This window comes from Microbacterium sp. P26 (assembly GCF_023712585.1).
In the GTDB taxonomy this organism is placed as follows: Bacteria; Actinomycetota; Actinomycetes; order Actinomycetales; family Microbacteriaceae; genus Microbacterium; species Microbacterium algihabitans_A.
In genome coordinates this window covers 1-26,495 of record NZ_JAMAXZ010000001.1, presented here as the reverse complement: position 1 = coordinate 26,495, position 26,495 = coordinate 1, and the positions used below count along the sequence as shown (strand labels likewise).

26 protein-coding genes are annotated in these 26,495 nt (G+C 71.5%); 18 read left to right on the top strand and 8 right to left on the bottom strand.

Annotated features, from left to right (window positions below; translation table 11 throughout):
• Positions 1-68: 68 nt before the first annotated feature.
• Complete coding sequence (locus tag M3667_RS00130; RefSeq protein ID WP_251503465.1) at positions 69-689, bottom strand: hypothetical protein; 621 nt, start codon at positions 687-689, stop codon at positions 69-71.
• Positions 690-844: 155 nt separating this feature from the next.
• Between M3667_RS00130 and M3667_RS00125 the strand changes: the two genes are divergently transcribed.
• Positions 845-1,540: a YafY family protein gene (locus M3667_RS00125; RefSeq protein WP_251503463.1), complete on the top strand. Its 696-nt coding sequence runs from the start codon at positions 845-847 to the stop codon at positions 1,538-1,540.
• A gap of 93 nt (positions 1,541-1,633) precedes the next feature.
• The gene (locus M3667_RS00120) at positions 1,634-2,014 is read left to right on the top strand and encodes a VOC family protein (RefSeq protein WP_251503461.1); all 381 of its coding nucleotides are present in this window, start codon (positions 1,634-1,636) and stop codon (positions 2,012-2,014) included.
• A gap of 173 nt (positions 2,015-2,187) precedes the next feature.
• On the opposite strand, the gene M3667_RS00115 is transcribed toward M3667_RS00120, so the two are convergent.
• Positions 2,188-3,222 (bottom strand): alcohol dehydrogenase catalytic domain-containing protein, encoded by a 1,035-nt coding sequence (locus M3667_RS00115; protein ID WP_251503459.1) that lies wholly within the window; start codon positions 3,220-3,222, stop codon positions 2,188-2,190.
• A gap of 121 nt (positions 3,223-3,343) precedes the next feature.
• Complete coding sequence (locus M3667_RS00110; RefSeq protein WP_251503456.1) at positions 3,344-4,225, bottom strand: helix-turn-helix transcriptional regulator; 882 nt, start codon at positions 4,223-4,225, stop codon at positions 3,344-3,346.
• A 139-nt stretch (positions 4,226-4,364) separates the two neighbouring features.
• Between M3667_RS00110 and M3667_RS00105 the strand changes: the two genes are divergently transcribed.
• The 4 genes from M3667_RS00105 (at position 4,365) to M3667_RS00090 (ending at position 7,682) form a co-directional block, all read left to right on the top strand.
• Positions 4,365-4,808, top strand: a complete 444-nt coding sequence (locus M3667_RS00105; RefSeq protein ID WP_251503455.1) for a cupin domain-containing protein — start codon at positions 4,365-4,367, stop codon at positions 4,806-4,808.
• A gap of 135 nt (positions 4,809-4,943) precedes the next feature.
• Complete coding sequence (locus tag M3667_RS00100; protein ID WP_251503453.1) at positions 4,944-6,374, top strand: ferric reductase-like transmembrane domain-containing protein; 1,431 nt, start codon at positions 4,944-4,946, stop codon at positions 6,372-6,374.
• A 10-nt stretch (positions 6,375-6,384) separates the two neighbouring features.
• Positions 6,385-6,900: an FMN-binding protein gene (locus tag M3667_RS00095; protein ID WP_251503451.1), complete on the top strand. Its 516-nt coding sequence runs from the start codon at positions 6,385-6,387 to the stop codon at positions 6,898-6,900.
• Positions 6,897-7,682: an FAD:protein FMN transferase gene (locus M3667_RS00090; RefSeq protein ID WP_251503449.1), complete on the top strand. Its 786-nt coding sequence runs from the start codon at positions 6,897-6,899 to the stop codon at positions 7,680-7,682. The genes M3667_RS00095 and M3667_RS00090 overlap by 4 nt, the downstream gene beginning before the upstream one ends.
• Positions 7,683-7,692: 10 nt before the next feature.
• Here the strand turns inward: M3667_RS00090 and M3667_RS00085 are convergent, their stop codons facing one another.
• Genes M3667_RS00085 through M3667_RS00075 form a run of 3 tightly spaced genes read right to left on the bottom strand, consistent with a single transcriptional unit; the run spans position 7,693 to position 9,643 of the window.
• A complete protein-coding gene (locus M3667_RS00085) occupies positions 7,693-8,661 on the bottom strand; it encodes a HAMP domain-containing sensor histidine kinase (protein ID WP_251503441.1) in 969 nt (322 codons plus the stop codon).
• The gene (locus M3667_RS00080) at positions 8,658-9,335 is read right to left on the bottom strand and encodes a response regulator transcription factor (protein ID WP_251503439.1); all 678 of its coding nucleotides are present in this window, start codon (positions 9,333-9,335) and stop codon (positions 8,658-8,660) included. Before M3667_RS00080 ends, M3667_RS00085 begins: the two co-directional genes overlap by 4 nt.
• Complete coding sequence (locus tag M3667_RS00075; RefSeq protein ID WP_056227956.1) at positions 9,332-9,643, bottom strand: hypothetical protein; 312 nt, start codon at positions 9,641-9,643, stop codon at positions 9,332-9,334. The genes M3667_RS00080 and M3667_RS00075 overlap by 4 nt, the downstream gene beginning before the upstream one ends.
• Positions 9,644-9,809: 166 nt before the next feature.
• On the opposite strand from M3667_RS00075, the gene M3667_RS00070 reads away from it, so the two are divergent.
• From M3667_RS00070 to M3667_RS00030, 9 genes are all read left to right on the top strand, one after another.
• A complete protein-coding gene (locus tag M3667_RS00070) occupies positions 9,810-10,781 on the top strand; it encodes an intradiol ring-cleavage dioxygenase (RefSeq protein ID WP_251503437.1) in 972 nt (323 codons plus the stop codon).
• Between the two features lie 19 nt (positions 10,782-10,800).
• Positions 10,801-11,040 (top strand): twin-arginine translocase TatA/TatE family subunit, encoded by a 240-nt coding sequence (gene tatA, locus M3667_RS00065; protein WP_251503434.1) that lies wholly within the window; start codon positions 10,801-10,803, stop codon positions 11,038-11,040.
• On the top strand, positions 11,037-11,846 hold the full coding sequence (gene tatC, locus M3667_RS00060) for a twin-arginine translocase subunit TatC (protein ID WP_251503432.1): 810 nt from the start codon (positions 11,037-11,039) through the stop codon (positions 11,844-11,846). Before tatA ends, tatC begins: the two co-directional genes overlap by 4 nt.
• Positions 11,834-12,322 (top strand): Sec-independent protein translocase TatB, encoded by a 489-nt coding sequence (locus M3667_RS00055; protein ID WP_251503430.1) that lies wholly within the window; start codon positions 11,834-11,836, stop codon positions 12,320-12,322. Before tatC ends, M3667_RS00055 begins: the two co-directional genes overlap by 13 nt.
• A 9-nt stretch (positions 12,323-12,331) precedes the next feature.
• A complete protein-coding gene (locus M3667_RS00050) occupies positions 12,332-13,033 on the top strand; it encodes a CoA pyrophosphatase (RefSeq protein ID WP_251503428.1) in 702 nt (233 codons plus the stop codon).
• Positions 13,034-13,075: 42 nt separating this feature from the next.
• Positions 13,076-14,776, top strand: coding sequence for a glucose-6-phosphate isomerase (pgi, locus tag M3667_RS00045; protein WP_251503427.1), 1,701 nt, complete (start codon positions 13,076-13,078; stop codon positions 14,774-14,776).
• 310 nt (positions 14,777-15,086) lie between these two features.
• A complete protein-coding gene (locus tag M3667_RS00040) occupies positions 15,087-16,064 on the top strand; it encodes a phospholipase (protein ID WP_251503425.1) in 978 nt (325 codons plus the stop codon).
• A gap of 174 nt (positions 16,065-16,238) precedes the next feature.
• Positions 16,239-16,817 (top strand): PadR family transcriptional regulator, encoded by a 579-nt coding sequence (locus tag M3667_RS00035; protein ID WP_144827737.1) that lies wholly within the window; start codon positions 16,239-16,241, stop codon positions 16,815-16,817.
• A 52-nt stretch (positions 16,818-16,869) separates the two neighbouring features.
• Entirely contained in the window at positions 16,870-18,567 is a 1,698-nt protein-coding gene (locus M3667_RS00030) for an AarF/ABC1/UbiB kinase family protein (protein WP_251503423.1), read from the top strand.
• A 54-nt stretch (positions 18,568-18,621) separates the two neighbouring features.
• On the opposite strand, the gene M3667_RS00025 is transcribed toward M3667_RS00030, so the two are convergent.
• On the bottom strand, positions 18,622-19,743 hold the full coding sequence (locus M3667_RS00025) for a hypothetical protein (protein WP_251503421.1): 1,122 nt from the start codon (positions 19,741-19,743) through the stop codon (positions 18,622-18,624).
• A gap of 60 nt (positions 19,744-19,803) precedes the next feature.
• Between M3667_RS00025 and M3667_RS00020 the strand changes: the two genes are divergently transcribed.
• On the top strand, positions 19,804-22,809 hold the full coding sequence (locus M3667_RS00020; protein ID WP_251503419.1) for a DEAD/DEAH box helicase family protein: 3,006 nt from the start codon (positions 19,804-19,806) through the stop codon (positions 22,807-22,809).
• A gap of 4 nt (positions 22,810-22,813) precedes the next feature.
• On the opposite strand, the gene M3667_RS00015 is transcribed toward M3667_RS00020, so the two are convergent.
• Positions 22,814-23,848 (bottom strand): lytic transglycosylase domain-containing protein, encoded by a 1,035-nt coding sequence (locus tag M3667_RS00015; protein ID WP_251503417.1) that lies wholly within the window; start codon positions 23,846-23,848, stop codon positions 22,814-22,816.
• 462 nt (positions 23,849-24,310) lie between these two features.
• Here M3667_RS00015 and rpsA point away from each other — a divergent pair, with 462 nt between their 5' ends.
• Entirely contained in the window at positions 24,311-25,765 is a 1,455-nt protein-coding gene (gene rpsA, locus M3667_RS00010; RefSeq protein WP_056227982.1) for a 30S ribosomal protein S1, read from the top strand.
• A gap of 104 nt (positions 25,766-25,869) precedes the next feature.
• Positions 25,870-26,043: a hypothetical protein gene (locus M3667_RS00005; protein ID WP_251503415.1), complete on the top strand. Its 174-nt coding sequence runs from the start codon at positions 25,870-25,872 to the stop codon at positions 26,041-26,043.
• Positions 26,044-26,495 lie beyond the last annotated feature (452 nt).

Sequence of the window (26,495 nt, the reverse complement as noted above, 5' to 3'; positions counted from 1 at the left end):
AGCACAAGAGCGTTCGATGAACGCAGGGAACGCGCCGAGCGCGGCCTCGTGTGCGGCGTCGGCGAAGGTCAGAACACGGCAACGGTCGGCGGACCGCGGCGCGTCAGCGAGAACACCAGCCGCGAAACCACCGGGCGCGACGGCTCGGTGAAGATCGCTCGCACGTCGCGCGCCGGCGCGGCGACGAACGCCAGCAGCACACGCAGGAGTCGCCGGCGCGCCCACCGCACCAGTTCGACCGCGATCTCACGCAGCCGCAGGCAGGCCTTCTCTCCGCGATACAGCGCGACGGTCGTGAGCACTGCCGCGATGCCGTGCATCATCCACATCGCGGCACCCGCGTGGCCGTGCATCGAAGTCATGCCGGGTTCGATCGCCATCTGGGCGGCGCCATGCACGTGATGCGAGAGCGTCGCCGAGGACGCGGGCGAGGGGGAGAACGTCCCCAGCACGAACAGCGTGTGGAACAGCGCTTGGCTCGCCAGCACGGCGACCGAGAGCCGCCACAGTGACATCCGCCTGCCGGCCAGGAGCGTGCACACCGCGACGGACAGGACCGCGGGGAGAGCGATGCCGATCCAGCCGGGCATCTGACCGCCGCCGGTGATGTGGGAGACCAAAGCGATGAAGGTGGCTATCCCCGCCGCCGTCGAGCCGCGCGCGACGCGGACGGCTCTGGACGGGGACATGCATGCCATTCTCACAGAGAACGGGGCGGGCGCCGACGCCGTACGCGGTCGGGGTGGGGTGTCGTCACGGTGACAAGCTCCGTCGGACCGCGGCGCTGACCGGCGGTTGCGCGTCGTCGCCGCACGCGCGACGTGACGTGACGGATGATGGAGACGTGAACCGGACCGATCGTCTCTACGGCCTGGTGGAGGAATTGCGGGCCGTCTCGCCGCGACCGCGCAGTGCTCGTCGTCTCGCGGAGCGGTTCGAGGTGTCGGTGCGGACCATCGAGAGGGACCTGTCGGCGTTGCAGGAGGCGGGCGTGCCGATCTGGGCGGAGACCGGCCGGACGGGCGGGTACGTCATCGATGCGTCTGCGACTCTGGGGCCGGCGGGGTTCACCCTCGATGAGGCGCTCTCGGTGCTGATCGGGCTCGGCACCCTCGGGCGCAGCCCGTTCCGACAGTCCGCACGCACGGCGGCCCGCAAGATGCTCGCGGTCATGCCGGAGGGCGAGGCCGCGCGTGCCCGTGCGCTCGCCTCCCGCGTGCACGTCCTCGAGAGCGAGGACGAGACCGTCGTGCCCGCGGAGTTCGCCGCAGCCCTTCGCGCGGATCGCGTCGTGCGTATCCGCTATCAGGACGCTCAGGGCACCGAGTCGAGTCGCGACGTCGAACCGTTGGGATCGATCGGCAAAGACGGGCAGTGGTACTTCATCGCGTGGTGCCGTCTGCGCGACGGGGTGCGGGCGTTCCGGGGAGACCGGATGCTGGCGATCGAGGTGACCGAGGAGCGACCCCCGCAGCGGGCTCTGCGTGCCGCCGATCTCGCGATCCCGTACGGACGGTTGCGGTCGGTCGTCGAGGACTGATCCCACGGGACTTCGCGAAACACCGACAGGACGGTGTCGCGGTGCCTGGGGAGGCTGGAGCTCTTCTCCCACCGACCTCACCGAAGGAATCTCATGCCGTTCGCCTCCATCCGCATCGTCACCGCTGACCTCGACGCCCTCGTCGCCTTCTACGAGCGCGTGACCGGCCAGCAGGCCGAACGGCCCGCCCCCGTCTTCGTGCAGTTCCGCGGCCCCGGCGCGACCCTCGCGATCGCGAGCACGGACACCGTCGCGATGCTGAACGGGGCTCTCGTTCCCGCGGCCAACCGCTCCGTGTTCATCGAGTTCGAGGTCGACGACGTCGACGCCGCGTTCGCGGCGCTCCAGGCGCCCCGACAGGACGTCGTCCTCGAACCGACCACGATGCCGTGGGGCAACCGATCCGCGCTGGTTCGCGACCCCGACGGCAACGTCGTGAACCTTTTCAGCCCGCCCGTCGCGAGGGAGGCGTAACGGAGCACCGGCCTCAGGCTGGCGCTCGGCCATCACGATGGCGTCCGCACCGTCAGGGGGTGGCGGATGCGGGGTCGCCTCGGGGAGCGCCGGCCCCGCGCAGGCGGTGAGGAGGACACCGCCCGCGCCCATCGCCCCGAGGCGGATCCACCGCCCTGGTGCGAGATTCCGGGTCATGGCCGGATGAGCACCTTCAGCGCTTCGCGGCTGTCCATGAGGCGGTACGCCTCCGCGATCTCGTCGAGAGGCAGCTCGCGGTCGAACACCTTCCCGGGCGTGATCATCCCGTCGACCACCTGGGGGATCGCGGCCTCGAGGTACGCCCGCACGGTGGCAGGTCCGCCGGTCAGGGTGGCGTTCTTGCCGAACAGCGACGAGAAGCCGACGGCGGCGTCTTCGTACTGGGGGACGCCGACGCGCGAGATCACGCCGCCGGGGCGGACGACACCGTAGGCCTGCTCGTAGGCGGGCATGTGGCCGACGGCTTCGAGCACGACGTGCGCCCCCTCGCCTCCGGTGAGCTCGAGAACCCTCTGGACTCCCTCGTCTCCGCGTTCGGCGACGACGTGGGTCGCGCCGAACTCGCGACCGAGATCCGTACGCGCGGCGTGGCGGCCCATCAGCACGATCGTCTCCGCCCCGAGCTGTCGAGCTGCCAGAACCGCGGACAGGCCCACGGCGCCGTCTCCGATCACGACGACGGTCCTGCCCGCCTCGACTCCTCCGCGGACTGCCGCGTGGTAGCCGGTGAGGTACACGTCCGAGAGGGTCAGGAGCGAGGGCATCAGCGCCTCATCGGTGCCGGCGGGAATGGCGACGGCCGTCCCGTCCGCGAACGGGACGCGCAGTTTCTCCGCCTGGGTCGCGGAGGCGGCGCCGTCGAAGAATCCGCCGTGCACGCACGAGGTGGTGATGCCGTCCCGGCAGAACGCGCACGTGCCGTCAGACCACGCGAACGGCACGATCACGGTGTCGCCGACGGCGAGCGTCGTGACGTCGGCGCCGATCTGCTCGATTACACCGATCGCTTCGTGACCCATGCGGCGACCTTCGGGGGTGTCGTCGAGGTCGTGGTACGGATGCATGTCGGATCCGCAGACGCAGGCGTAGGTGACGCGGATGATGGCGTCGGTGGGGTCGATGAGGGTGGGTTCGGGCACGTCGACGACGCGGACGTCTCCGGCGGCGTACATGAGTGTTGCGCGCATGGTTCCTCTTTCTTCGGCGGGGGAGGGGGCGGGTGCGGATCGACCGTCGAGGCGCGCCGAAGGCGCACGCGACGGGGCGGGGCATCGCGGGCGATCCGCGAAGACCGCGGACGTCGTGGGCTCAGCGGGTCGCTGTGGCCAGGCGCGCCTTGGCGACGATGTCTTCCGTGGCGGCCCACGACGCGAGCAGACGCAGGGCGTCCTCGGACGGGCTGCCCGGCACGGCGGTGTAGACGGTGAGGGAGTGACCGGGGTCGTCCTCGAGCTCCATCACGAGATAGTTCATCTCGAGCAGGCCGACCGCGTGGTGTCGGAACGACTTCGCTCCGGAGTAGTGGCGGCGTACGTCATGCGCAGCCCACCGGGCGCGGAATTCGTCGCTGCGGATGGAGAGCTCGCCGACGAGTTCGGCGATCCCCGTGTCGTGCGGGTTGCGGCCGGCGTCGCGTCGGAGGATCTGCACGTTGGTGGTGGCGGCCCGCTCCCAGTCGGGATAGAACTCGTGGGCGCGGGGGTCGAGGAAGATGAACCGCGAGTGGTTGCCCGGCCGAGACGTTCCCCGATACAGGTCGGCGTACATCGCGTACCCGAGTGTGTTCGCGGCGACGATGTCCATCCGGGTGTTCGTCACGAACGCGGGCGCACCGGTGATGCTGTCGAGCACGTGATGGATGGTCGGCTGCACGGTCGTCGTCGTGACCTTGGGCTTGTGTCGAGGCGAGCCGACCGAGGCTCTGGCCAGGTCGTAAAGGTGGTCGTACTCCGCCCGGTCGAGGCTCAACGCCCGTGCGACGGCGTCGAGCACGCTGTCGGAGGCGCCGGCGAGATTGCCGCGCTCCAGACGGGTGTAGTAGTCCACGCTCACCCCGGCGAGGCGAGCGACCTCGTCCCGGCGCAGGCCTTCCACGCGGCGACGCCCAACGGACTCGATGCCCGCCTGTTGCGGGGTGATCCGAGCGCGCCGAGAGATCAGGAAGTCCCGGACTTCTTCTCGACTGGTCATATCCCCACGGTACGACCGACGAGCCCCGCGGTGAGAGGCCCTGCGGTAACCCGTCTCGGCAGACCCCTCCCGGCGCCCGTCGAGAAGATGTCTGATGGGGGCAGCCCCGACCACGGTCACGCATTCACGAGGAGACACCATGTCAGACACCCCCTTCGAGCAGATCTTCCCGCTCGGTCCGAGCAACGACGCCTATGCGCAGTACTTCACGGGGCGCAGCTTCAACGCCCCGATCGTCGACGGCGCCGTTCCGGTCGCCAACATCTCGTTCGAGCCGTCGTGCCGCAACAACTGGCACATCCACCACGGCGAGGCCGGGGGCGGTGATCAGATCCTGCTGTGCACCGCCGGGTCCGGCTGGTTCCAGGCGGAAGGTGAAGACCCCGTGAGCATGGTCCCCGGCACCGCGATCCGCGTTCCGGCGGGCACGAAGCACTGGCACGGCGCGAAGGCCGATTCGTGGTTCTCGCACCTGGCCTTCCTCACCCCCGGCGAGGGCGTGCGGAACGAGTGGCTCGAGCCTGTCGCCGACGAGTACTACGCGAGCCTGCCCCCTCACGGAGAGACGCCCGCGGCGAGCTGATCCTCCCGCGCACCGGCGCGTGCCGGGCGGAGGGGGCCGCGCCGGGCGAGACACGAAACTACGTGTTCCCTATGCATCACCCCCCGACGCCCCATTCTTGGAGCCGTCTGGGGAGCGCGCGGGCACGCTGAGCGCATGACCGCAGCACCCGCCCTCGCAGCCTCGCCCGCCGCCACCGTGCTCCGCGCTCGCCGCGTCGCGCGGAGCAGGCCGAACACCCGGCCGCTGTGGAACCTCGCCGCGATCGTGGTCATCTGGGCGACGAGCCTCGTCGTCGTGGCCGTCTGGGTCGCGGGTGGCGAAGTGCAGTCGCTGCTGGCCGGGGGAGCCGACTCGCTCAACTCCCTCGGTCGCGCCGCGGGCCTGGCATCCGCGAACCTGCTCTTCTACCAGGTGCTGCTGATGGCGCGCGTGCCGCTGTTCGAGAGGGGTTTCGGCCGCGACGGCATCACCCGCATGCACCGCATCGTCGGCTTCTGGTCGTTCGCGCTGTTCACGGCCCACATCGGGCTGCAGATCCTCGGCTACGCGGTGCAGGCGGGCATCAACCCGCTCGAGCAGGCGTGGCAGTTCGTGTGGGACGACCCGGGCATGCTGCTGGCGACCGCGGGAACCGGCCTGCTGCTGCTGGTCGTCGTGACGTCGGTGCGCAAGGCCCGCAAGCGTCTGCGGTACGAGTCGTGGCATCTGCTGCACCTGTACGGCTACCTCGGCGTCGGCCTCGCCATTCCGCACATGCTGTGGACGGGCGCCGACTTCACCGTCTCGCCCGCCGCCACCCTCTACTGGTGGGCGATGTGGGGGGTGACCGTGGCGACGGTCGTCGTCTTCCGCCTCGGGCTTCCGCTGGCGACGTCGCTGCGCCACGGCATCCGGGTCAGCGCCGTCGAACGCGACGGACAGAGCGGCGTCTCGGTGCGCATGACCGGGCGCCGGATCGACGCGCTGAAGGCCCGCGGCGGACAGTTCTTCATCTGGCGCTTCCTCGATGGGGCGGGCTGGACCCGCGGACACCCTTTCTCTCTCGCCAGCGACCCGGCCGACGGTGATCTCGTCATCTCCGCCCGCGTCGTCGGCGACGGCACGCAGCGCCTCGCCGCGCTCCGCCCCGGCACGCGCGTGCTCATCGAGGGTCCCTACGGCACGATGACCGCCGACGAGCGCCGCGGCGGACACCTGCTCATGATCGGCGCGGGTGCGGGAGTCGCGCCCCTGGTCGCGATGCTCGAAGAGGCCGACTGGGCCCCGGGCGAGGCGACGCTCATCGTGCGCGACCACACCGCCGCCGACGCCCTGCGCGCCGACGCGATCGACCGCCTCGTGCGGGAGCGGGGTCTGCGTCACGCGCCGCTGCCCGGCCGCCGAGCCCTGACCACCTCGTCGTGGCTGCCGACCTCGCACGCGCAGTGGGCGGGGGCCGACCTCATCCGCTACGTCTCGCCGCGACCCTCCGACACCGACGTGTTCCTCTGCGGCCCCCAGCCGTGGATGGATGCCGTGCGCGCCGACCTCCGCCGCGCCGGTGTTCCCGCGGACCGCGTGCACCTCGAAGCCTTCACCGTCTGAGGAGAATCCGATGAAGAAGATCGTCTACGCCCTCATGGCGACCATCACCGGCCTCGTGCTGCTGTTCAGCTACCGCACCTCGACGGTCCCCGAGTCGACGAGCGCGCTCGCCGACGCCCCTTCGTCGGGTGTCGCGACCGTTCCGAAGACCACGCCGAGCCCCTCGGCATCCGCGTCCTCCGGTTCGACGGCGAGCGGCTCGACCCCGAGCGGATCTTCCCGCACGCAGACCTCGCCGAGCGGTCTCGCCGACGGCACCTACACCGGCCAGGCGGCGAACACGCGCTTCGGTCCCGTGCAGGTGCAGATCACCGTGTCGGGCGGCGCGATCACCGACGTGCAGGTGCCGCAGTACCCTTCCGAGAGCGGACGCGACCAGCAGATCAACTCGCGCGCCCTGCCCGTGCTGGTGAAAGAGACCGTTCAGGCGCAGAGCGCCCAGGTGGACATGGTCTCGGGTGCCACGTACACCAGCACCGGGTACCGCACCTCGCTGCAGTCCGCCCTCGATCAGGCGCGTGCATGACCGGCGCGTTCACCGTCGTCGAGCCCGTGATGGGAACGGTCGCCTCGATCACCGTCATCGGCGAGCGCACCGACCGGGTCGAGCGGGCGATCGCCGCGTGCATGGCGCGCCTGCGCGACGACGAGCGCGTGTTCTCGACCTACCGCGACGACTCCGACATCTCGCGGCTGCGCGACGAGGGGCTCGAGCTCGGCGACGTCGATCCGCGCGTGGCCGAGGTGGCAGCGGACTGCCGCGATCTGCGGGAGCGCAGCGGCGGGCGCTTCGATGCGCACTGGCGCGGCTGGTTCGATCCGACCGGCTACGTGAAGGGATGGTCGACGGATGCCGCGACCCGGGCCTTCGACGAGCTGCTCGCCGACGGCGCGATCGAGGCGGTCGGCGTCAACGTGGGCGGCGACATGCGCCTGCGCACGGCCCCGACGAGCGAGCACGTGTGGCGCATCGGCATCGCGCACCCGACGCACGAGGGTGAGCTGCTGGCCACGGTCGAGGTCGTCGACGGGGCCGTGGCCACCTCGGGCACGTCCGAGCGCGGCGCGCACCTCGTCGATCCGCGCACGGGCGTGCACCTCGCGGGTCCCGTGAGCGCGACGATCATCGCCGACGACCTCACCACCGCCGACGCCTGGGCCACCGTGGCGGCCATCGCCGGGATCGACGACCTCGACTGGATGCCGGTGGCCCCCGTGGCATCCGGGATCATGTGGGAGCACGGCCGTACGCGCCGCTTCGCCGGCCGGGTCGAGGTGTCGGCGTTCCACGACGCGCTCGTCGGCTGAGTCCGGGCGGTCAGCGGGCGCGGGGGAGACGCAGGGCGAACACCGTGCCCGCGGGTGAGGTGCGCTCGACCTCGATGCTGCCGCCGTAGCGGGTCGCCGCCTCGTGCACGAGCGCCAGCCCCAGACCGAACCCCCGTCGTCGGCCCGACTCCGCCCCGCGCGCGAAGCGTTCGAAGATGCGAGGCAGATCGTCGTCGCGGATGCCGCTTCCCCCGTCCTCCACGCGCACGATGACCTCGCGTTCGTCGGCGTCGGCGGAGACCGTCACCGCGGAGCCCGCGGGCGTGTGCCCGATGGCGTTGTCGAGTAGGGCGGTGCACATGCGCACGACGGTGACCGCGGGCACCGCGACGGTCGCGTTCGTCAGTTCACCTGGACGCAGGTGCACGCCCGCGTCGTCCGCGAGAGAGGCGAGGGCGTCGGTCGCCGCGCGCACGCTGTCGTCGACCCGCGCGGTGCCCGTGTGCACCTCGCCCTCGGCGGTCAGCAGCATGTCGGCCAGCACGTCGTCCATGATCTGGGCGTCGCGCCGCAGCTGGTCGAGGGGGTCGTCGGCGGGTTCGCCGCGGTGCAGGCGTCGCTGCACGATCTGGATGCGACTGGTCAGGGCGGTCAGCGGAGTGCGCAGCTCGTGGCTCGCGTCGGAGACGAAGGCGCGTTGCCGGCGCAGTGCCTCGTCCAGCGGGCGCACCGACCAGCGGGCCGCGGCCCAGCCGACCAGCCCGAGCACCACGACCCCCACGAGACCCAGGCCGAGGATCCACGGCAGCACGTCGTCGAGGTCGACGACGAAGCGGTCGCCCATCGGTGCGTCGCCCGGGCCGCGCCGACCGCCGCCCTCGGTGCGCGCCTGCACCACCAGAACGGCGACGAGGATGCCGACCCCCGCCGCGACCGCGACCGCGGACGCGCCCGCGACGAGCGTGCCCACCCGCAGCGCGGCCCGGCGGACGACCCGGCGGTCGTCGTCGGCGCTCACCGCTCCGCCCCCGCGCGATACCCGCGCCCGCGTACGGTCTCGACCAGGTCGGTCGCGGTCTTGCGGCGCAGGTAGTGCACGTACGTGTCGACGGTGGTCACGGCATCCGGAGACGAGAACACCGCGCGGGCGATCTCCTCGCGCGAGAAGACGTGGTCGGGGCTCCGGGTGAGCAGCTCGAGCACGGCGTTCTCGGTCGAGGTGAGGGCGACGCGCTCGCCGGAGGGGCCGTAGACGACGGCCGTGTCGGGGAGGTAGGTCCAGTCCGACACGCCCCGGCGACGTCCCTCGGCGCGGAACCCCCGCCGCAGCGCCCGCAGCCGGGCGAGCAGTTCGTCGAAGTCGAAGGGCTTCAGCAGGTAGTCGTTCGCGCCGGCATCCAGTCCTTCGACGCGGTCGGCGACGGCACCGAGCGCCGTCAGCAGCAGCACGGGGGTCGTGATGTGGGCTGTGCGCAGGTCACGCACGATCTCGGCGCCGTCGCGGCCGGGAAGACGGCGGTCGAGCAGGATGACCTCGAAGCTCTCGCGCAGCGCCCGGTCGCGACCCGCCAGCCCGTCGGCCTCGTGCACGACGTCATAGGTCTCGCGGAGCACCTCGAGCGTCATCGCGGCGATCTCGGCGTCGTCCTCGACGTACAGCAGACGCGGCCGCGGCGCGGCGGTCTCGCTCACTGCACTCCCGCGCGCGGCGGGCTCACGTTCCAGCCGAAGCGCTCGAGGGCGTCGAACAGGCGGCGGGCCTGCGCCCACGCCACCGCGCCCGACACGTCGGAGTACACGTCGATCGCGAACGGCGGCGGATCGGCGAACTTGGGGATCTCGACCTCGGCCCACGCATGCGGGGCGAGCCAGACGCGCGGACTCATCGTGCCCGCACCGTCGACACCCCCGTCGGCGGCGAAGGCGATCGCGTCGAGGGCGTCGATCTTGGTGATCGGCATGTTCACGACGAGGGTCACGGCGTGCAGTGTTCCGGTCATCGCGTACCTCCCTCGTTCATCCTGACACGCGGGTGCTGCGGTCGGGTCGGTCGTCACGGCGCCGGATGCCGCCTCATAGCCGCCCCACAGGATCGGTGAGGGCGTGGGCAGGGCTGACGAGCCATCCTCTGTTCATCGACACCCGCCTCGACCGATGGAGCAGACCGTGAGCAGAATCCCCGACACCCAGATGACCCCCGACGGCCCCGCCTACGAAGGTCGCCTGCTCGACCGCGCCGACGAGCCCGTCGTCGACCAGGGCGCGCCCTTCGACATCCGCACGCTCGTCTCGCGTCGCGGCATCCTGGGCCTGGTCGTGCTGGGCGCCGGCACCGCCACGCTGGCCGCGTGCGCTCCGTCGGCCTCCGGCGCCGCCACGACGGCCGCGACGGCGAGCCCGACCGCGACGCCCACGGCGAGCGCGACCCCGAGCGCCACCGCGACGAGCGCGGCCGCCGCCCTGCCCGCGGGCGAGATCCCCGACGAGACCGCCGGCCCCTACCCCGGCGACGGTTCGAACGGCCCCGACATCCTCGAGCAGTCCGGAATCGTCCGCAGCGACCTGCGCTCGAGCCTCGACGGCGGAGCCACGGCCGCGGGCGTTCCGATGACTCTGAACCTCACGATCTTCGACTCCGCGAACGGCGACGCGCCCTTCGCGGGTGCCGCCGTCTACGTCTGGCACTGTGACGACCAGGGCCGTTACTCGATGTACTCCTCGGGAATCGAGAACGAGAGCTACCTCCGCGGCGTCCAGGTGGTCGGCAGCGACGGTGTCGTGTCGTTCACCTCGATCTTCCCCGGCTGCTACGACGGCCGGTGGCCGCACATCCACTTCGAGGTCTACCCGAACGTGGATGCCATCACCGACGCCTCGAACGCGATCGCCACCTCGCAGGTCGCCCTGCCGCAGGCCGCGTGCGAGGTGGTCTACGCCGACGCGGCCTATCCCTCCTCGGCATCCAACCTCACCCGGGTGTCGCTGGAGAGCGACAACGTCTTCGGCGACGACGGGGGAGCGCTCGAGCTCGCCACCGCCACCGGCGACAACTCCACCGGGTGGACGGTCGCCCTCGGCGTCCGCGTCGACACCACCACCACCCCGACCGCGGGCGCGATGCCCGGCGGCCGCGGCTGACCCGAAAGGAACCCCTCCCATGCTGCAGAACCTCACCGGCTGGCACGCGCTGATCGTGCTGGCGGTCATCGTCCTCATCTTCGGAGCCGCCAAGCTCCCCGCCCTCGCCCGCAGCCTCGGTCAGTCGGTGCGCATCCTCAAGACCGAGGTGAGCGAGTCCCGGGCGGACGCCGCCGCCGAGCCCGACCCGCGGACCCCGGCCCGGGCGCAGGGCGAGTCCGCTTCGGCATCCGTCCTCGCACCCCCGAGCACGCCGTGACCTCCGCCGCCGCTCCCACCGTCGCGTCCCCTCGATCCGAGGCTCCCCGGTCGGCCCCCATGCCCGTCGCGGCGCACCTCGACGAGGCGACGCGGCGCGCGGTGCGGGCGGCGGTCGCCCTCGCGATCTGCGCCGTCGCCGGGTGGTTCCTCTACGAACCGGTGATGGACCTCGTTCGCGCCCCGATCGCGCAGATCGCGGCCGAGCGCAACGCGAGCCTCAACTTCGACAGCGTCACCGGGGCCTTCGACCTCCGCCTTCGCATGGCCCTCATCGCCGGGTTCGTCCTGTCGAGCCCGGTCTGGCTGTACGAGCTCTTCGCGTTCGTCCTGCCGGGTCTCACGCGTCGCGAGCGGCGGTACGTCCTCGGCTCGGTCGGGGCCGCCGTTCCGCTGTTCGCGGCCGGGTGCGCGACCGGCTTGCTGCTGTTTCCCCACATGGTGTCGGTGCTGGCGGGCTTCGCCTCGAGCGACGACTCCACGATCCTGGACGCGGGCGCCTACATCGACTTCGCGCTGAAGATCGTCCTCGCGACGGGCCTCGCCTTCGTCCTGCCGGTCGTGCTGGTGGTGCTGAACCTCGCCGGCATCGTCTCTGCCCGCGCTCTGGCGCGCAGCTGGCGGTACGCGGTCGTGGCGATCGTGCTCTTCAGCGCCCTCGCGACGCCGTCGGCCGACGTGATGTCGATGTTCGTCGTCGCCGTTCCCATGACCACCCTGTACGGCGCGGCGCTCGCGATCGCCGCCCTGCACGACCGCGCCCTCGCCCGGGCGTCGGTCTCCGAGGAGACCTCATGTTCGGCCTGACTCTCGAGAAGCTCCTGCTCGTGGGGCTCATCGCCGCGGTGGTCATCGGCCCGCAGCGGCTGCCCGCGGTGGTCGCGCGCCTCGCGTCCCTGCTTCGGGGGCTTCGCCCGACGGTGGATGCCGCGCGCCACCGCGCGGCGACCGAGCTCGGCGTCCCCGCCGACGCGGATGAGTGGCGCGCCCTCGACCCCCGCCGGTACGACCCGCGTCGCATCATCGCCGAGGCCCTCGCGGCACCGCCCGTCGCGGTCGCCGCCGACACGGCATCCGTCCCCGTCCCGATCGAGGCGTCGGCCCTGGACGCCGCGACCCCCGTCGCAACGGAGCCGCCGAGTGCCCCGATGCGTCGTGTGCGGGTCGGAAGCTCCGCCCACCCGCGCTGGATCGAGGTGCCCGACGCGTCCGGCCCCGACGCTCCTGCCTCCGATGCGCCGGCGGCCGGGGAGGCGACGGCGCGATCCGCCGTCACGGCATAGCCTCGGAGCATGTCCTCGCCCCGCGCCCAGCTCGAAGCCCTGCTCGCGCGCGGCCTCGGCGACGTCTCTCCGGCGTTGCAGGCGCTGCCGGTCGAGGGCGAGGCGCGGGCGGCGGCGGTGCTCATCCTCTTCGGCGTGCTCGACGGGGTGCCCAGTCGCCGGACGTCGAGCACCGTCCCGAGCGATCTCGACGTCCTCCTGCTCGCCCGCGCGAGCACCCTGCGCGCCCACCCCGGGCAGGTCGCGTTCCCCGGGGGGCGGCTCGATCTCGAAGACGCGGATGCCGTGGCGGCGGCGCTGCGCGAAGCGCGAGAAGAGACGGGGCTCGACCCGAGCGGAGTCGACGTACTGGGGACGCTCGAGAACGTCCCGCTGGCGTTCTCCCGTCACGAGGTGACCCCGGTGCTGGGATGGTGGACGCGCCCGACGCCCGTGCGCGCGGTCGACGCCGCCGAGTCGGCCGAGGTGTTCCGCGCCCCCGTCGCCGACCTGCTCGACCCCGACCAGCGCGGGGTCACCGTGATCCGCCGCGACGGCCGGGAGTGGCGCGGCCCCGCGTTCTCGCTCGAGACGCCGCGCGGACCGCAGACCGTCTGGGGCTTCACCGCGATGCTCCTCGACGGCCTGTTCGACCGTCTCGGGTGGACCGAACCGTGGGACGACGCGCGCGAGATCGCCCTTCCGGTGCCCCCGTCGGTCGACCGCGCCTAGCGCGTCGCGCGGTGTTCGTCATCCGACCCGCGCGCCGGCCCGATGCTCGCTAGCGTGGGGTCTGTGACTGCGCCTATCGACCCCACCTCCACCTCCGCCTGGTCCCGCCTCATCGCTCTGCGCGACGGGTTCGAGCCCGACCTGCGCGGCTGGTTCGCCGCCGACGCCGATCGTGCCGCGACCCTCACCCGCACGATGGGCGACCTGCACGTCGACCTGTCGAAGAACCTCGTCACCCCCGAGGTGCTCGAGGCCCTCCTCGCGCTCGCCGACGAGACGGGCGTGCGCGAGCGTTTCGCCGACATGCTCCGCGGCGTGCACCTCAACACCAGCGAAGACCGAGCCGTGCTGCACACCGCCCTTCGTCGCCCGGCCGGCGCCGAGCCCGCCCTCGTCGTCGACGGTCAGCAGATCGACCACGACGTGCACGAGGTGCTCGACCGGTTGAGCGCCTTCGCCGACCGGGTGCGCTCGGGCGAGTGGCGCGGCGTCACCGGCAAGAAGGTCACGCACGTCGTCAACATCGGTATCGGCGGCAGCGACCTGGGTCCCGTCATGGTCTACGAGGCCCTGCTTCCGTACGCCGACGCCGGCATCCACGCGCGGTTCGTGTCGAACATCGACCCCACCGACATCGCGCAGAAGACCGCCGATCTTGACCCCGAGACGACGCTGTTCATCGTCGCGTCGAAGACGTTCACCACCCTCGAGACGCTGACGAACGCCCGCCTCGCGCGCGACTGGCTCTGGGCGCAGCTCGCCGAGAAGGGGGCCATCGCCGACTCCGACGAGGCCCGCACCGATGCCGTCGCCCACCACTTCGTCGCGGTGTCCACCGCTCTCGACAAGGTCGAGGCGTTCGGCATCGACCCGACCAACGCGTTCGGCTTCTGGGACTGGGTGGGCGGGCGCTACTCCGTCGACTCCGCGATCGGCCTGTCGCTGGCGATCGCCCTCGGGCCCGACGTCTTCCGCGAGCTGCTGGCCGGCTTCCACACGGTCGACGAGCACGTGGCATCCACCCCGCTCGAAGAGAACGTGCCGGTCCTGATGGGACTCCTCAACGTCTGGTACACGAACTTCCTCGGCGCGCAGTCGCACGCCGTGCTGCCCTACGCCCAGCAGCTGCACCGCTTCGCCGCGTACCTGCAGCAGCTCACGATGGAGTCCAACGGCAAGTCCGTGCGGTGGGACGGCTCGCCCGTCACCACCGACACCGGAGAGGTGTTCTGGGGGGAGCCCGGCACCAACGGCCAGCACGCGTTCTACCAGCTCATCCACCAGGGCACGCGCCTGATCCCGGCCGACTTCATCGCCTTCGTCAACCCCGCGTATCCGCGGGCCGACGACGGGCGCGATGTGCATGGGCTGTTCTTGGCCAACTTCCTCGCGCAGACCAAGGCCCTCGCCTTCGGCAAGACGGCCGAAGAGGTCGAGGCCGAGGGCACGACCGGAGCCCTCGTCGCCGCGCGCACGTTCCCGGGCAACCGCCCGACGACGTCGATCTTCGCGCCCTCGCTGACCCCCTCGGTGCTGGGGCAGCTCATCGCGCTGTACGAGCACATCGTGTTCACGCAGGGCACGATCTGGGGCATCAACTCCTTCGACCAGTGGGGCGTCGAGCTGGGCAAGCAGCTCGCCCTGCAGATCGCGCCCGCGATCGAGGGCGACGCCGAGGCCCTGGCGTCTCAGGACGCCTCGACGCGCGCGCTACTGGACTACTACCGCGCCCACCGCGGCTGACGGATCAGGGGCCCCTGGGGCTCGCGGGGCCGATTCGGCGGATTTTTTCTCCGCCGGATCGGCCTTTTCGTTTCGGTGGCGGCCGGGCCCGCGGGCGCCGCGTCGGCTGGAGGTTCTCCGCGCGGGTCACCGGCGCGGAGAAAGACCGGATCAAAGGCTGTTTCTTCACCCATGAACACAGGGGTCGAACGGATGCCGATTCCCCGGTCCTCCGCGTGTCTGCGCGTCCCGCCCGACGCGCCCCGCTCTCACGGGCCTTTCAGGTAACGAAGAGATAACGCTCAGAACCGGCCCCCACACTCGGGGACTTGTGTCGACCCGAACGACACAGCTCTCGCTCGAACCCGACGAGCGTGCCCCCGACGAAAGACCATTACTTTTGCTGCGTTCCGACCTCAAGATCACCCACGTCAACCGCGCCCGGCGCACCCTCGTCACCGCCGCCACCTGCGCGGGTCTCGCCCTCGGCCTCGTCGCCACCACGGGTCTTGCCATCGCCGCGCCGGTGTCGTTGCCCGACGCCTCGGCCGCGACCTTCCCCGCTCCGGCCGCGACGCTCTCGGTGGCGAACGCCCCCACGATCGACGCCGTCGTGACCGGCGCGACCTCCGCTCTCGACGACGCGCAGTCGACGTTGTCGGATGCCGAGGCCGTGCAGGCCGACGTCGCCGCGACCGGCCTGCCGCTCTCGATCGGCGACGCGACGGTCGACACCTCGGCCCTGCAAGACGCGGTCACCCGCCTCGACTCGCGTGACATGCTGCCGGTGCTGCTCGTCCCCGCGCTCAGCCAGAACGCGCAGACCGAGGCCGAGCGCGTCTCGGCCCGTGTCGCCGAGGTCAAGGGCAGCCTCGGCCAGGCGAAGGCCGACAAGGCGGCGGCCGATGCTGCTGCGGAGGCGCAGCGCCAGGCCGAGGCCGCAGCGGCCGCCGAGGCGCAGCGCCAGGCCGATGCCGCCGCCGCGCTCGCCCGCGTCAACACCCCCGACGGTGCCCGCGCGTACGCGGCGCAGTTCATGGCCGAGAAGTACGGCTGGGGCAGCGACCAGTTCTCGTGCCTGTCGTCGCTGTGGAACAAGGAGTCGGGCTGGAATTACAAGGCCTACAACAACGACGGCGGTGCCACCGGCATCCCGCAGTCGCTCCCGGGTAGCAAGATGGCGACCTTCGGCGCCGACTGGCAGACCAATGCCGCCACGCAGATCCAGTGGGGTCTCGACTACATCGATCGCGCCTACGGCGCTCCCTGCAGCGCCTGGAGTCACTCTCAGGCGATGAACTGGTACTGAGCCTCTCTCTCCGCACGAACGCTGCGCTTCCCCGTCGCCGGGGGAGCGCAGCGTTCGTTTCGGCGGTGCTTCGACGTCGAGCGATCGGGGGCCGATTCCCAGCCGCGAGGGGTGCTCAGCGATATATCGTTATGTATCGCTGACTCAGGTCGGGTCCGCGCGAAGGAGGTCGTCATGAGTGGTTCATTCCTGGGAGACGCGTTCGGCGGACGCGGCGGCAACAACACCCCCGGCTGGCCGATGTCCAACATTCTCGAGGGTCTCGAGCAGCTGCGCACGCAGTTCGAGCAGAAGGCCTCGACGACGCCCCGCATGAACAAGGGCGACGTGCGTTCGGCCGTGCTCTCGCTGCTGCTCGAGCAGCCGATGCACGGCTACCAGATCATCCGCGAGATCGAAGACCGCAGCGGCGGCTCGTGGAAGCCGAGCCCCGGCTCGGTGTACCCCACGCTGCAGCTGCTGACCGACGAGGGTCTCGTGCAGGCCGAGGAGTCGAACGGGCGCAAGACCTACTCGCTCACCGCTGAGGGACGCGCCGCGGCCGGCGACGAGACCACCGAGCGCACCGCGCCGTGGGAGTCGGCCGGATCCCGCGACGGCGGTCGCATGACCGCACTGCCCAAGGCCGGCATCGAGCTGGCTCAGGCGGCGGCGCAGGTCGGCCGCACGGGCGACAAGGAGCAGATCGCGCAAGCGGTCGAGATCCTCGAAGAGGCGCGCCGTAAGCTCTACTCCATCCTCGCCCAGGGGTGAGGTTCACCGCGTTCGACGCGTGCGGGGCGCACGTCGGCATCCAGGAGATTCGATGACCGACGACGCCCTCATGAAGGCCCGTTACCGCCGCATCACGCGTTTCGCCGCACGCTACCTCGTGCAGGCGTGGTGGTTCGAGCTGTTCCTGCCGCGGTTCGGCCTCGGGTGGATCTCCGCCCGGGGCCGCACCCGCCGGCTCGAGCGCATCGCGCAGCGCTTCCACGTGCTCGCGGTCGACCTCGGCGGTCTCATGATCAAGGTCGGGCAGTTCATGTCGTCGCGCCTCGACGTGCTGCCGCCCTCGGTCACGAAACAGCTCGAGGGTCTGCAAGACGAGGTGCCCGCGGTGCCGTTCGTGCAGATGCGCGCCCGTGCCGAAGCAGAGCTCGGGATGCCGCTGGAGCGCGCCTTCGCGAGCGTCGACGAGCGCCCCCTCGCCGCGGCGTCGCTGGGCCAGGCTCACCGCGCCGTGCTGACCGACGACCTGGCGGCCGAGACCGGACTGAGCGCCGTCGTGCTCAAGATCCAGCGGCCGGGCATCGACCGGATCGTCGACGTCGATCTGCGCGCCCTCCGCAAGGTCGGTGTGTGGCTCAGCAAGGTCGCCCTCGTCCGCGACCGCGTCGACATGCCCTCGCTCGTCGAGGAGTTCGCGATCACGAGCCTCGAAGAGATCGACTACCTGCACGAGGCGGCCAACTCCGAGCGCTTCGCCGCCGACTTCGGCGGGCCCGATGGCGTGGCCGTGCCCGAGGTCGTGTGGGAGCGCACCACCCGTCGCGTGCTGACCCTCCAAGACGTCACGGCGATCAAGATCAACGACGTCGACGCCCTCCGTGCCGCCGGCATCGACCCCTCGGAGGTCGCCGCCCGCTTCGCGCGGGTGATGTTCGACCAGCTGTTCGACGACGGCTTCTTCCACGCCGACCCGCACCCCGGCAACGTCTTCGTCACGCCCCTCGCCGGCACGACCGACGCCGGCACCGCGGCCTGGCGCTTCACCTTCATCGACTTCGGCATGATGGGCGAGGTCCCGCCGAGCCTGCGCCGGGGGCTGCGCCGCGTGCTCATCGCCGCGGCCTCGCGCGACGGGAAGGGCCTGGTCGACGGCATCCGCGATGTCGGCGTGCTGCTGCCCTCGGCCGACACCGTGCAGCTGGAGCGCGCGATGACCGGCCTGTTCTCCCGCTTCGGCGGGATGGGCTTCGCCGAGCTGCAAGAGGTCGACCCGCGCGAGTTCCGCGCGTTCGCGATCGAGTTCGGCGACGTCGTGCGGTCGCTGCCGTTCCAGCTGCCCGAGAACTTCCTGCTGATCGTGCGCGCGATGTCGCTCACGAGCGGCATGTGCAGCGCGCTCGATCCCGCCTTCAACATCTGGGACGCCGTCGAGCCCTACGCCCAGCGCCTCATCCGCGAAGAGAGCGGCAACACCGCGCAGGCCTTCGTGCGCGAGGTCGGAGCGGTGGCGGCCGTCACCGCGCGCCTGCCGCGCCGCGCCGACAACCTCATCTCCCGCTTCGAAGACGGCTCGGTCTCGGTGCAGACGCCGCGCATCGAGCGGCGCATGCGCGATCTCGAGCGCATGGTGCGCCGTGTCGTCTCGTCGGTGCTGTTCACGGGCCTGCTCATCGGCGGCGTGCTGCTGCAGGCCGAGCAGGCGGTGCTGGGCACGATCCTCATGATCGTGTCGATCGCGCCGCTCTCGCACGCGCTGCTCGCGGGGTGGGTCGCTCGCCGCAACGGCCTCTGACCCGCTGGAGCGGGCGCTGCCGGGCTGGGAAGACGGTTCCGGATGCCGCCGGGCTCAGCGCCCGTCGACGATCGACATGAAGCCGGCGAACGCGAACACCCCCGGCACGACGTAGAGCCCCGTGCGCACGACGATCCACGTGATCTTCGCGATGACCGGGAGCCTGCCCGTCTGGGGCGTGCGCGCGTCGAGGCGTCTGCCGTCGCGGCCGATCAGCGGTGACGGCGGTCGCCAGGTCGTGACGTCGCGCGCGGCGGCGGAGATCTCCACGGCGCCCTGCCCTGGGACGCGTTCGTCGACGTAGCGGCGCGAGAGCGCGGCGAGACGCGGAACGACGTGCGTCAGCGCGGCATCCACCCGCTCCCAGTCCGCTGCGAGGGCGTAGTCCGCATCGATCTGCCGGAAGAAGACCACGGTGTCGTCGCGCATCTCGACGTCGAACTCCGCCGCGTGATCGACGAGGGCGCTCATGACGTCGGGGGTGAGCACGTAGAGCGCGTCGGGGCCGTAGCCCTCGGGCGCGAAGGTGCGGAACGACCGGTCGAAGTCGCCCTCGAGCGAGAGCTGCTGATGACGGGCGACCGCGGCCGGAAGGCCCGCGCCCCAGCCGTCGTTGCTGCGGGAGTCCAGCACGAGGTGGGGGAGCGGCGCGGCGAGCCGCACCAGAAGGTACTGCCACGGGCGCGCCCGCGGAGCCCGCGCCCGCACGGCTCCGAACTCCGCGCCGGCCGCGACGAACCGCGGATACTCCCGCACGCCGACGCTGTGATCGGTCACCAGCGAGGCGAAGGTCGCGTGTCCGCTCGCCTCGGGGCGGAACCCGTTCGCGAGCGCGGTGAGCTCGCGCCGACCCTGCCGCAGCCGCGCGCGGGTCGCGAGAGGCTGCAGCGACCAGCGCCAGAGCGCGACGGTGAGGGCGAACCACACGACGAAGACGCCGGCGGCCCACCAGAACGCGGTGGCCTCGCCCGGGCCCACGGTCCCGTCGCCGTAACCGTCGACCGCGACCCCGATCGAGAAGAAGACCACGAACAACGCCCACAGCAGCACGGTGTTGTTGACGTGCAGCAGCACCTGGCGCCCCGTGGGCACCCAGTCCGGTCGGGGGCGCGGAGCGGCGGATGCCAAGGCGGCGGCCACCTCGTCGGCGGGGGCGTCGAGCCACTTCAGGTCCACGTGTACGTCCTCTCCCGGTCGGCGCCGTGTCGCGGCGCAGTGCCTCCCTAGACTGGCCCGGTGTCGACCGAACTGCGCCGTCCCCTGTCGGCGTGGCGGTTCGACGGGACGCTCCGCGCCTACCAGGCCGACGCCCTCGACCGCGTCGACGTCGATGCCGGAGAGCCGCTGCACCTCGTCGCCCCGCCCGGGGCGGGCAAGACCCTGCTCGGTCTGCTGCTGGCGATGCGCCGGGGCGGACGCACGGTGGTGTTCGCCCCGACCACGGCGATCCGCGCGCAGTGGGCCGCGGCCGCCCGGGGGCTCGCGCACGACGCCGCTGTCGTCTCCGACGACCCCGAGACCCCGGCCGACCTCACCGCGCTGACCTACCAGGCGATCAGCGTCGTCGATTCCGCCGAGCCGTTCGCCGGTCTCGCCCGACGGCGCTGGCTCGACGAACTCGAGGCCGACGCGCGCACGCCCGACGAGGCCGAGCGCTGGCTCGATGCTCTCGAGGCGAGCAATCCGCAGGCGCACCGCCGCGGCATCCGGTCCCGCTCCCGTGCCCTGCGGCGCTCGCTCGCGCGACACGACGCCGAGGCGCTCATGGCGTCGCTGCACCCGCACGCCCGCGCGCTGATCGACCGGCTCGTCGACGCCGGCGTCGAGACGGTGATCCTCGACGAGTGCCACCACCTGCTCGACCACTGGGCGCTCGTGGTGGCGGCCCTGCTCGCGCGGCTGCGCGCGGCGGGGCGCGCCCCGCTCGTGATCGGGCTGACGGCGACCCTTCCCTCGCCCGACGACGCCGACGAGTACGACAACTACGTCTCGCTGCTCGGAGACGTCGACCTCGAGGTTCCGGTCCCGGCGGTGGTGCGTGAGGGCGACCTCGCGCCGTACCGCGATCTCGTGCACGTCGTCGCCCCCACCGCCGAGGAGCAGGCGTTCCTCGGCGCCCACGCCGAGGCGCTGCAGGTCGCCCTGCACACGACGTTCTCGGTCGGCGAGGGCCGCGACTTCCTCCTCGGTGTCCTGCAGCCTCCCGAGGCGCGCGCGGCGACCCCTGATGCGCTCGGGCCTCCGCCGGCGGGCACGCCTGCTCGCGCCGCCGCCGAGACGCCCGCCGACCCGCTCGCGCCCCCACCCGCAGCCGCCCCGGACGACCGCGACGCCGAGGCGGCCGCGATCGACCGCCGCCTCGCCCTGGCGTTCGCGGCGGATTTCGCCGGCGCCGAGGCCGCCGCCGCGATGCTCGCGCTCACCGCGCCCGGGCATCCGGTGGTCGCGCGGATGCCCGCCGTCGCACATCGCGCCCCCTCGACCGACGAGACGGTGCGTCTGATCGGGCGCTACGCCCTCGACCGCGTGCTGCCCGACCCCTCGCGCGAACCCGACTGGCAGCGGCTGAAGCGCCTGCTCGCCGACTTCGGATACGCCTTGACCGACCGGGGCGTGCGCCGATCCCGCGACGCGATCGACACGGTGCTGTCGTCGTCGCTCGCGAAGGACCGCGGAGCCTGCGACGTGCTCGCCCGTGAGCGCGCCGAGCTGGGCACGCGCCTGCGGGCCCTCGTCGTGACCGACTTCGTCACCCACGGCAACACGCACGGGGGGCTGCTCGGCAGCGCGGGCGCCGTGCGCACGTTCTCGATCCTGATCACGGATGCCGCGACCCAGGGCCTGCGGGCCGTGCTGGTCACCTCGTCGACGGTGCGCATCGCCGCGGTCGACGCCGATCTCCTGCTGCCGGTCCTCTGCGCCGAGCTGGGGGTCGAGGCGACGACAGCGCCCTGCGACGACGACCCCGCCGCCCTCGAGGTGCGGGGGATCGCGGGCGCGGGCATCGTCCGCGCGGCGGCACGACTGCTCGCCTCGGGAGCCGTCGACGTGGTCGTCGGCACGCGGGGCCTGTTCGGCGAGGGGTGGGACTGCCCCGCGGTCAACACGCTCATCGACCTGACGGCGGTGGCCACGGCCTCGGCCACGCAGCAGCTGCGCGGGCGCACCCTCCGTCTCGACCCCGCGTGGCCCGAGAAGGTCGCGCACAACTGGACGATCACCGCGATGCTGCCTCCCTCGTCGTCGTTGCAGGCGCAGCCGGATGCCGCGCGCCTGACCCGCAAGCATGACCGCCTCTGGGGGCTCGACGTCGACCGACCGGCCGAGGTGGTCCGCGGGATCGGCGCGGCGCTGGGTGCGCAGCGCCGGCGGGCTCTCGACGCGGTGCACGAGAAGACCGCCGGAGCCTCGCTCGCGCCCCTGTCCGGTCTCGACGCCGTGCCGCCGCGGGCGCAGACGCGCGCCGAGTGGCGCGTCGGCACGCCCTACATCGACCGCGAAGAAGCGGCATCCGTCATCGAACGTCCGCGCAGCGCTCCGACGTTCTCGACCTCGGTCGTCGCCGCGCGGGCGCTCGGGTCGAGCCTGGGCGCCGCGGTCGCGCTGGTCGTGCTGGGGCTGGGGGCGGCGGTGCTCCTGCCGCACCCGGTGGGCTCGCCCGTCGCCGCGCTCGTCGCGCTGTGCGGGGCTGTCGCCGCCGTCCCGTTCGGCCGCGCCTGGGTCCGCGCACGTCGGCAGGCGAACGACGCCCCCGAGACGCTCCGCCGCATCGCCGGCGTGGTGTGGGACGCCCTCGTCGCCGCCGGCCGGGTCGCCCCGGTGCCGGATCGCCCGACCGTCGAGACCGAGCCGCTCGAGGGCGGTCGCGTGCGTGCCCGGATCCGCATGCCCCGCGCCCCGGTGTCCGCTCAGCGCTCGTTCGCCGCAGCGCTCGAAGAGCTCACGGCGCCGATCCGCTCCCCGCGGTTCGTCCTCGAGATCGATCGCGGCGCAGGGTCGTTCCTCGTGCGCGCGGTGCTGGGCCGGGCCGGTCGCGACCGTCCGCGGACGTTCGTCGCCGTCCCCGCCGAGACCGGTCGCCGACGCGACGACGCCGTCCGCTTCGCAGAGCTGTGGCGGACGCAGGTCGGTCCCGCAGCCCTCCGCGAGGTCTCAGGAGTCGAACACCTCGCCCTCCTGAGCGAAGCGCGCCGCTCCGGAGGATTCTCCGAGGCGGCGCGCTCCGTGATGCGCTGGGACTGAGGGGTCAGTACCAGCCGGTCGACTGCGAGTGACCCCACGCGGCGCAGGGGGTGCCGTAGCGGCCCGAGATGTAGCCGAAGCCCCAGGCGATCTGCGTGGCGGCGTTGGTCTGCCAGTCGGCGCCGGCCGACGCCATCTTGCTGCCGGGAAGGGCCTGCGGAATGCCCGTGGCGCCGCTGCCGGCGTTGTAGGCCTTGTAGTTCCAGCCCGACTCCTTGTTCCAGAGCGAGACGAGGCAGCTGAACTGGTCGTCGCCCCATCCCCACCCGGCGAGCATGCCGCGGGCGGTCGCCTGAGCGCCGGCGGGGCTGTTGTCGCCCGATCCGCCACCGCTCGAGGCCGGGGGAGCCGACGACGTGCCGCCGCCCCCACTGCTCTTGTTGCTGCTGCTGCTTCCGCTGTTCGAGCTGCTGGAGCTCTTGGCGGCCTGCTGCTGCTCGGCGGCGGCCTTCTCGGCGGCGGCTGCGGCGGCGGCCGCTTCGGCCTCCTGGCGCGCCTTCTCGGCGGCGGCTTCCTCTTCGGCCTTCTTGGCGACGGCGGCATCGAGGCCGCCGCGCAGCTCCGACACGCGCTGGTCGACCGTCGCCGAGGCGGCGGTGACGTTCTCGGTGAGCGCGGGCAGGAAGGTCTCGGGCAGCACGTAGGCCTTCTCGAGACGGTCGGTCGCGGCCTCGAGGGCCGTGGTGTCGACGGTGGCGGGCTGTCCGATGTCGAGACCGGATGCCGCGATGTCGCCCTGCACCTGCGTGGCGGCGCCGAGAGAGGTCGAGGCGGCGGCGGTGGCCGCGCGCGCCTCGGAGATCTCGGGCCCGGCGGAGGCCGCGAGGGCGACGGGGGTGGTCGCCGAGGCGAGCGAGAAGGTGGCGGTCGACAGGTCGGCGGGGGAGGCCGTCGCTGCCGGGACGGTGCCGGTGAGGGCCGCTGCCGCGACGACTCCGACCACGAGGGCGCCCATGGCCGTCACAGGACGACGGCGGGTGCGACGGGTGGCCAGGCGACGGGCGCGACGATTGGTGAGGGGCGTCGAATCAGAGCGCATAGAACCGGTTTCACGTGAGGGAGGACGGTGCGGGTGTCACCGTCCGGCCCGCGCACGGCGGGTACGAAATCGGGAGCCTGGCACGGCAGTCTGGATGCCACCTGGGCGTACCGCACTCGATCGGCCCGAGAAAAGTGCCGATCCGGGGCGAATCGATCCCGCCGATTCTTCGCATCCGGATGCCGTTCGCCCTTCGCTCGCGATCGAGGACGAATCGCGGGCCGGGTGCACGTCGGCCCACGGAGCGGTGCGGGCGGTCGGTGCGCTAAACTGAGGTGTCACACGTATGGCTCTGCTCTTTTCCCGAGTGAGTCCGTGGCATCGCACGAACAAATCCGCTTCGCTTCGACTCGCGGTATCCGTTCGCCCACGGGCGTCCGAATGCCCGAAGGCCATGGTCCGCCGGACCACTGGCACAGGAGTCGGAGCCCGACACCACACCCAACTAGGACAACCCACTACATGACTACCGCAACGACCGCCCCGGCTACCAAGCAGGTCGCGATCAACGACATCGGCTCGGCCGAAGACTTCCTGGCCGCGGTCGAGAAGACGCTCAAGTTCTTCAACGACGGAGACCTCATCGAAGGCACCGTCGTGAAGATCGACCGCGACGAGGTCCTCCTCGACGTCGGCTACAAGACCGAGGGTGTCATCCCCTCCCGCGAGCTCTCGATCAAGCACGACGTCGACCCCAACGAGGTCGTCAACGTCGGCGACCACGTCGAGGCCCTCGTTCTCCAGAAGGAGGACAAGGAAGGCCGCCTCATCCTGTCCAAGAAGCGCGCGCAGTACGAGCGTGCGTGGGGCGACGTCGAGAAGATCAAGGAGAACGACGGTGTTGTCACCGGTTCCGTGATCGAGGTCGTCAAGGGTGGTCTCATCGTCGACATCGGCCTCCGCGGCTTCCTCCCGGCTTCGCTCATCGAGCTCCGCCGCGTCCGCGACCTCACGCCGTACCTCGGCCAGGAGATCGAGGCCAAGATCCTCGAGCTCGACAAGAACCGCAACAACGTCGTGCTGTCGCGCCGCGCCCTGCTCGAGCAGACGCAGTCCGAGTCGCGCACCACGTTCCTCAACAACCTCCACAAGGGCCAGGTCCGCAAGGGCACGGTCTCGTCGATCGTCAACTTCGGTGCGTTCGTCGACCTGGGTGGCGTCGACGGTCTCGTCCACGTCTCCGAGCTGTCCTGGAAGCACATCGAGCACGCCTCCGAGGTCGTCGAGGTGGGCCAGGAGGTCACCGTCGAGATCCTCGAGGTCGACCTCGACCGTGAGCGCGTGTCGCTCTCGCTCAAGGCGACGCAGGAAGACCCGTGGCAGGTGTTCGCCCGTACCCACGCGATCGGTCAGATCGCTCCGGGCAAGGTCACCAAGCTCGTTCCCTTCGGTGCGTTCGTCCGCGTGGCCGACGGCATCGAGGGCCTCGTGCACATCTCCGAGCTGTCGGGCAAGCACGTCGAGCTCGCCGAGCAGGTCGTGTCGGTCGGCGAAGAGGTCTTCGTCAAGATCATCGACATCGACCTCGAGCGTCGCCGCATCTCGCTGTCGCTCAAGCAGGCCAACGAGTCGGTCGACCCCAACGGCACCGAGTTCGACCCGGCGCTGTACGGCATGGCCACCGAGTACGACGAGCGTGGCGAGTACAAGTACCCCGAGGGCTTCGACCCCGAGTCGGGTGCGTGGCTCGAGGGCTTCGACACTCAGCGCGAGGCCTGGGAGCAGGAGTACGCCGCTGCTCAGGGTCGCTGGGAAGCCCACAAGGCTGCCGTCGCCAAGGCCCTCGAGGCCGAGGCCGCCAACCCGACGGACGCCGGTTCGTTCGGTGGATCGTTCTCGTCGGAGACGCCCGCCCAGGGCACCCTCGCCGACGACGAGTCGCTGGCTGCGCTTCGCGAGAAGCTCTCCGGCCGCTGATCCGTCCCGTATCGAAGGCCGGTACCTCTTCGGAGGTGCCGGCCTTCGGTCGTTTCCGGGCGCAATCCCCCGCGCGAGGTGGGGGAGCAGGGCAAGATGGAGTCATGGCCTCTCGACTTCCGCTTCTCATCACCCTCGCCGGCGTCGCCGTGCTGTTCCTCTCGATCCTGTTCGTGTTCGCCCTCGTCATCGGCGCGATGTTCTTCGGGGGCATCGACTTCTACGGCGGCCTCTCCGAGGCGGCGTCCTCGGTGACGCCGTTGCACCTCGCCGCCTGATCCGCGATGCGGAAGGGCCCGAGCGACGACACCGTCGCACGGGCCCTTCGTCGTTTCCGCAGGATTCCGCGGTTCTGGGCCCCCGACACGCCCGGGAGGCGCCTGGATTCGACGGGTCGGCGGCTCCCGCGTAACTTATTACTTGTTCGCCCCACAGGGGAGAGCGGAGAGGCCGGAAGGCCACGCTTCCTCTCAAGCGGTGAACCACCCAAAACCCCACCGAATGGTGTAAGGTTTTGGTTCTGGCCGTTCAGCCGGTTCCCGAGGTCGATCTCTTCGTGAGATCCCACTGCGGAATCGAGTGCTGAGTGGCCGGTGAAGGTAGTGAACTGCCTCACGGGTAGGTCGGAAGACTGTTTCTTGTGGGTGCGTCCGTTCCTTGAGAACTCAACAGCGTGCACTTGTCAAATGCCAATTTATTCCTCGTCGGTCCGTTTGTTCGGATTGCGAGT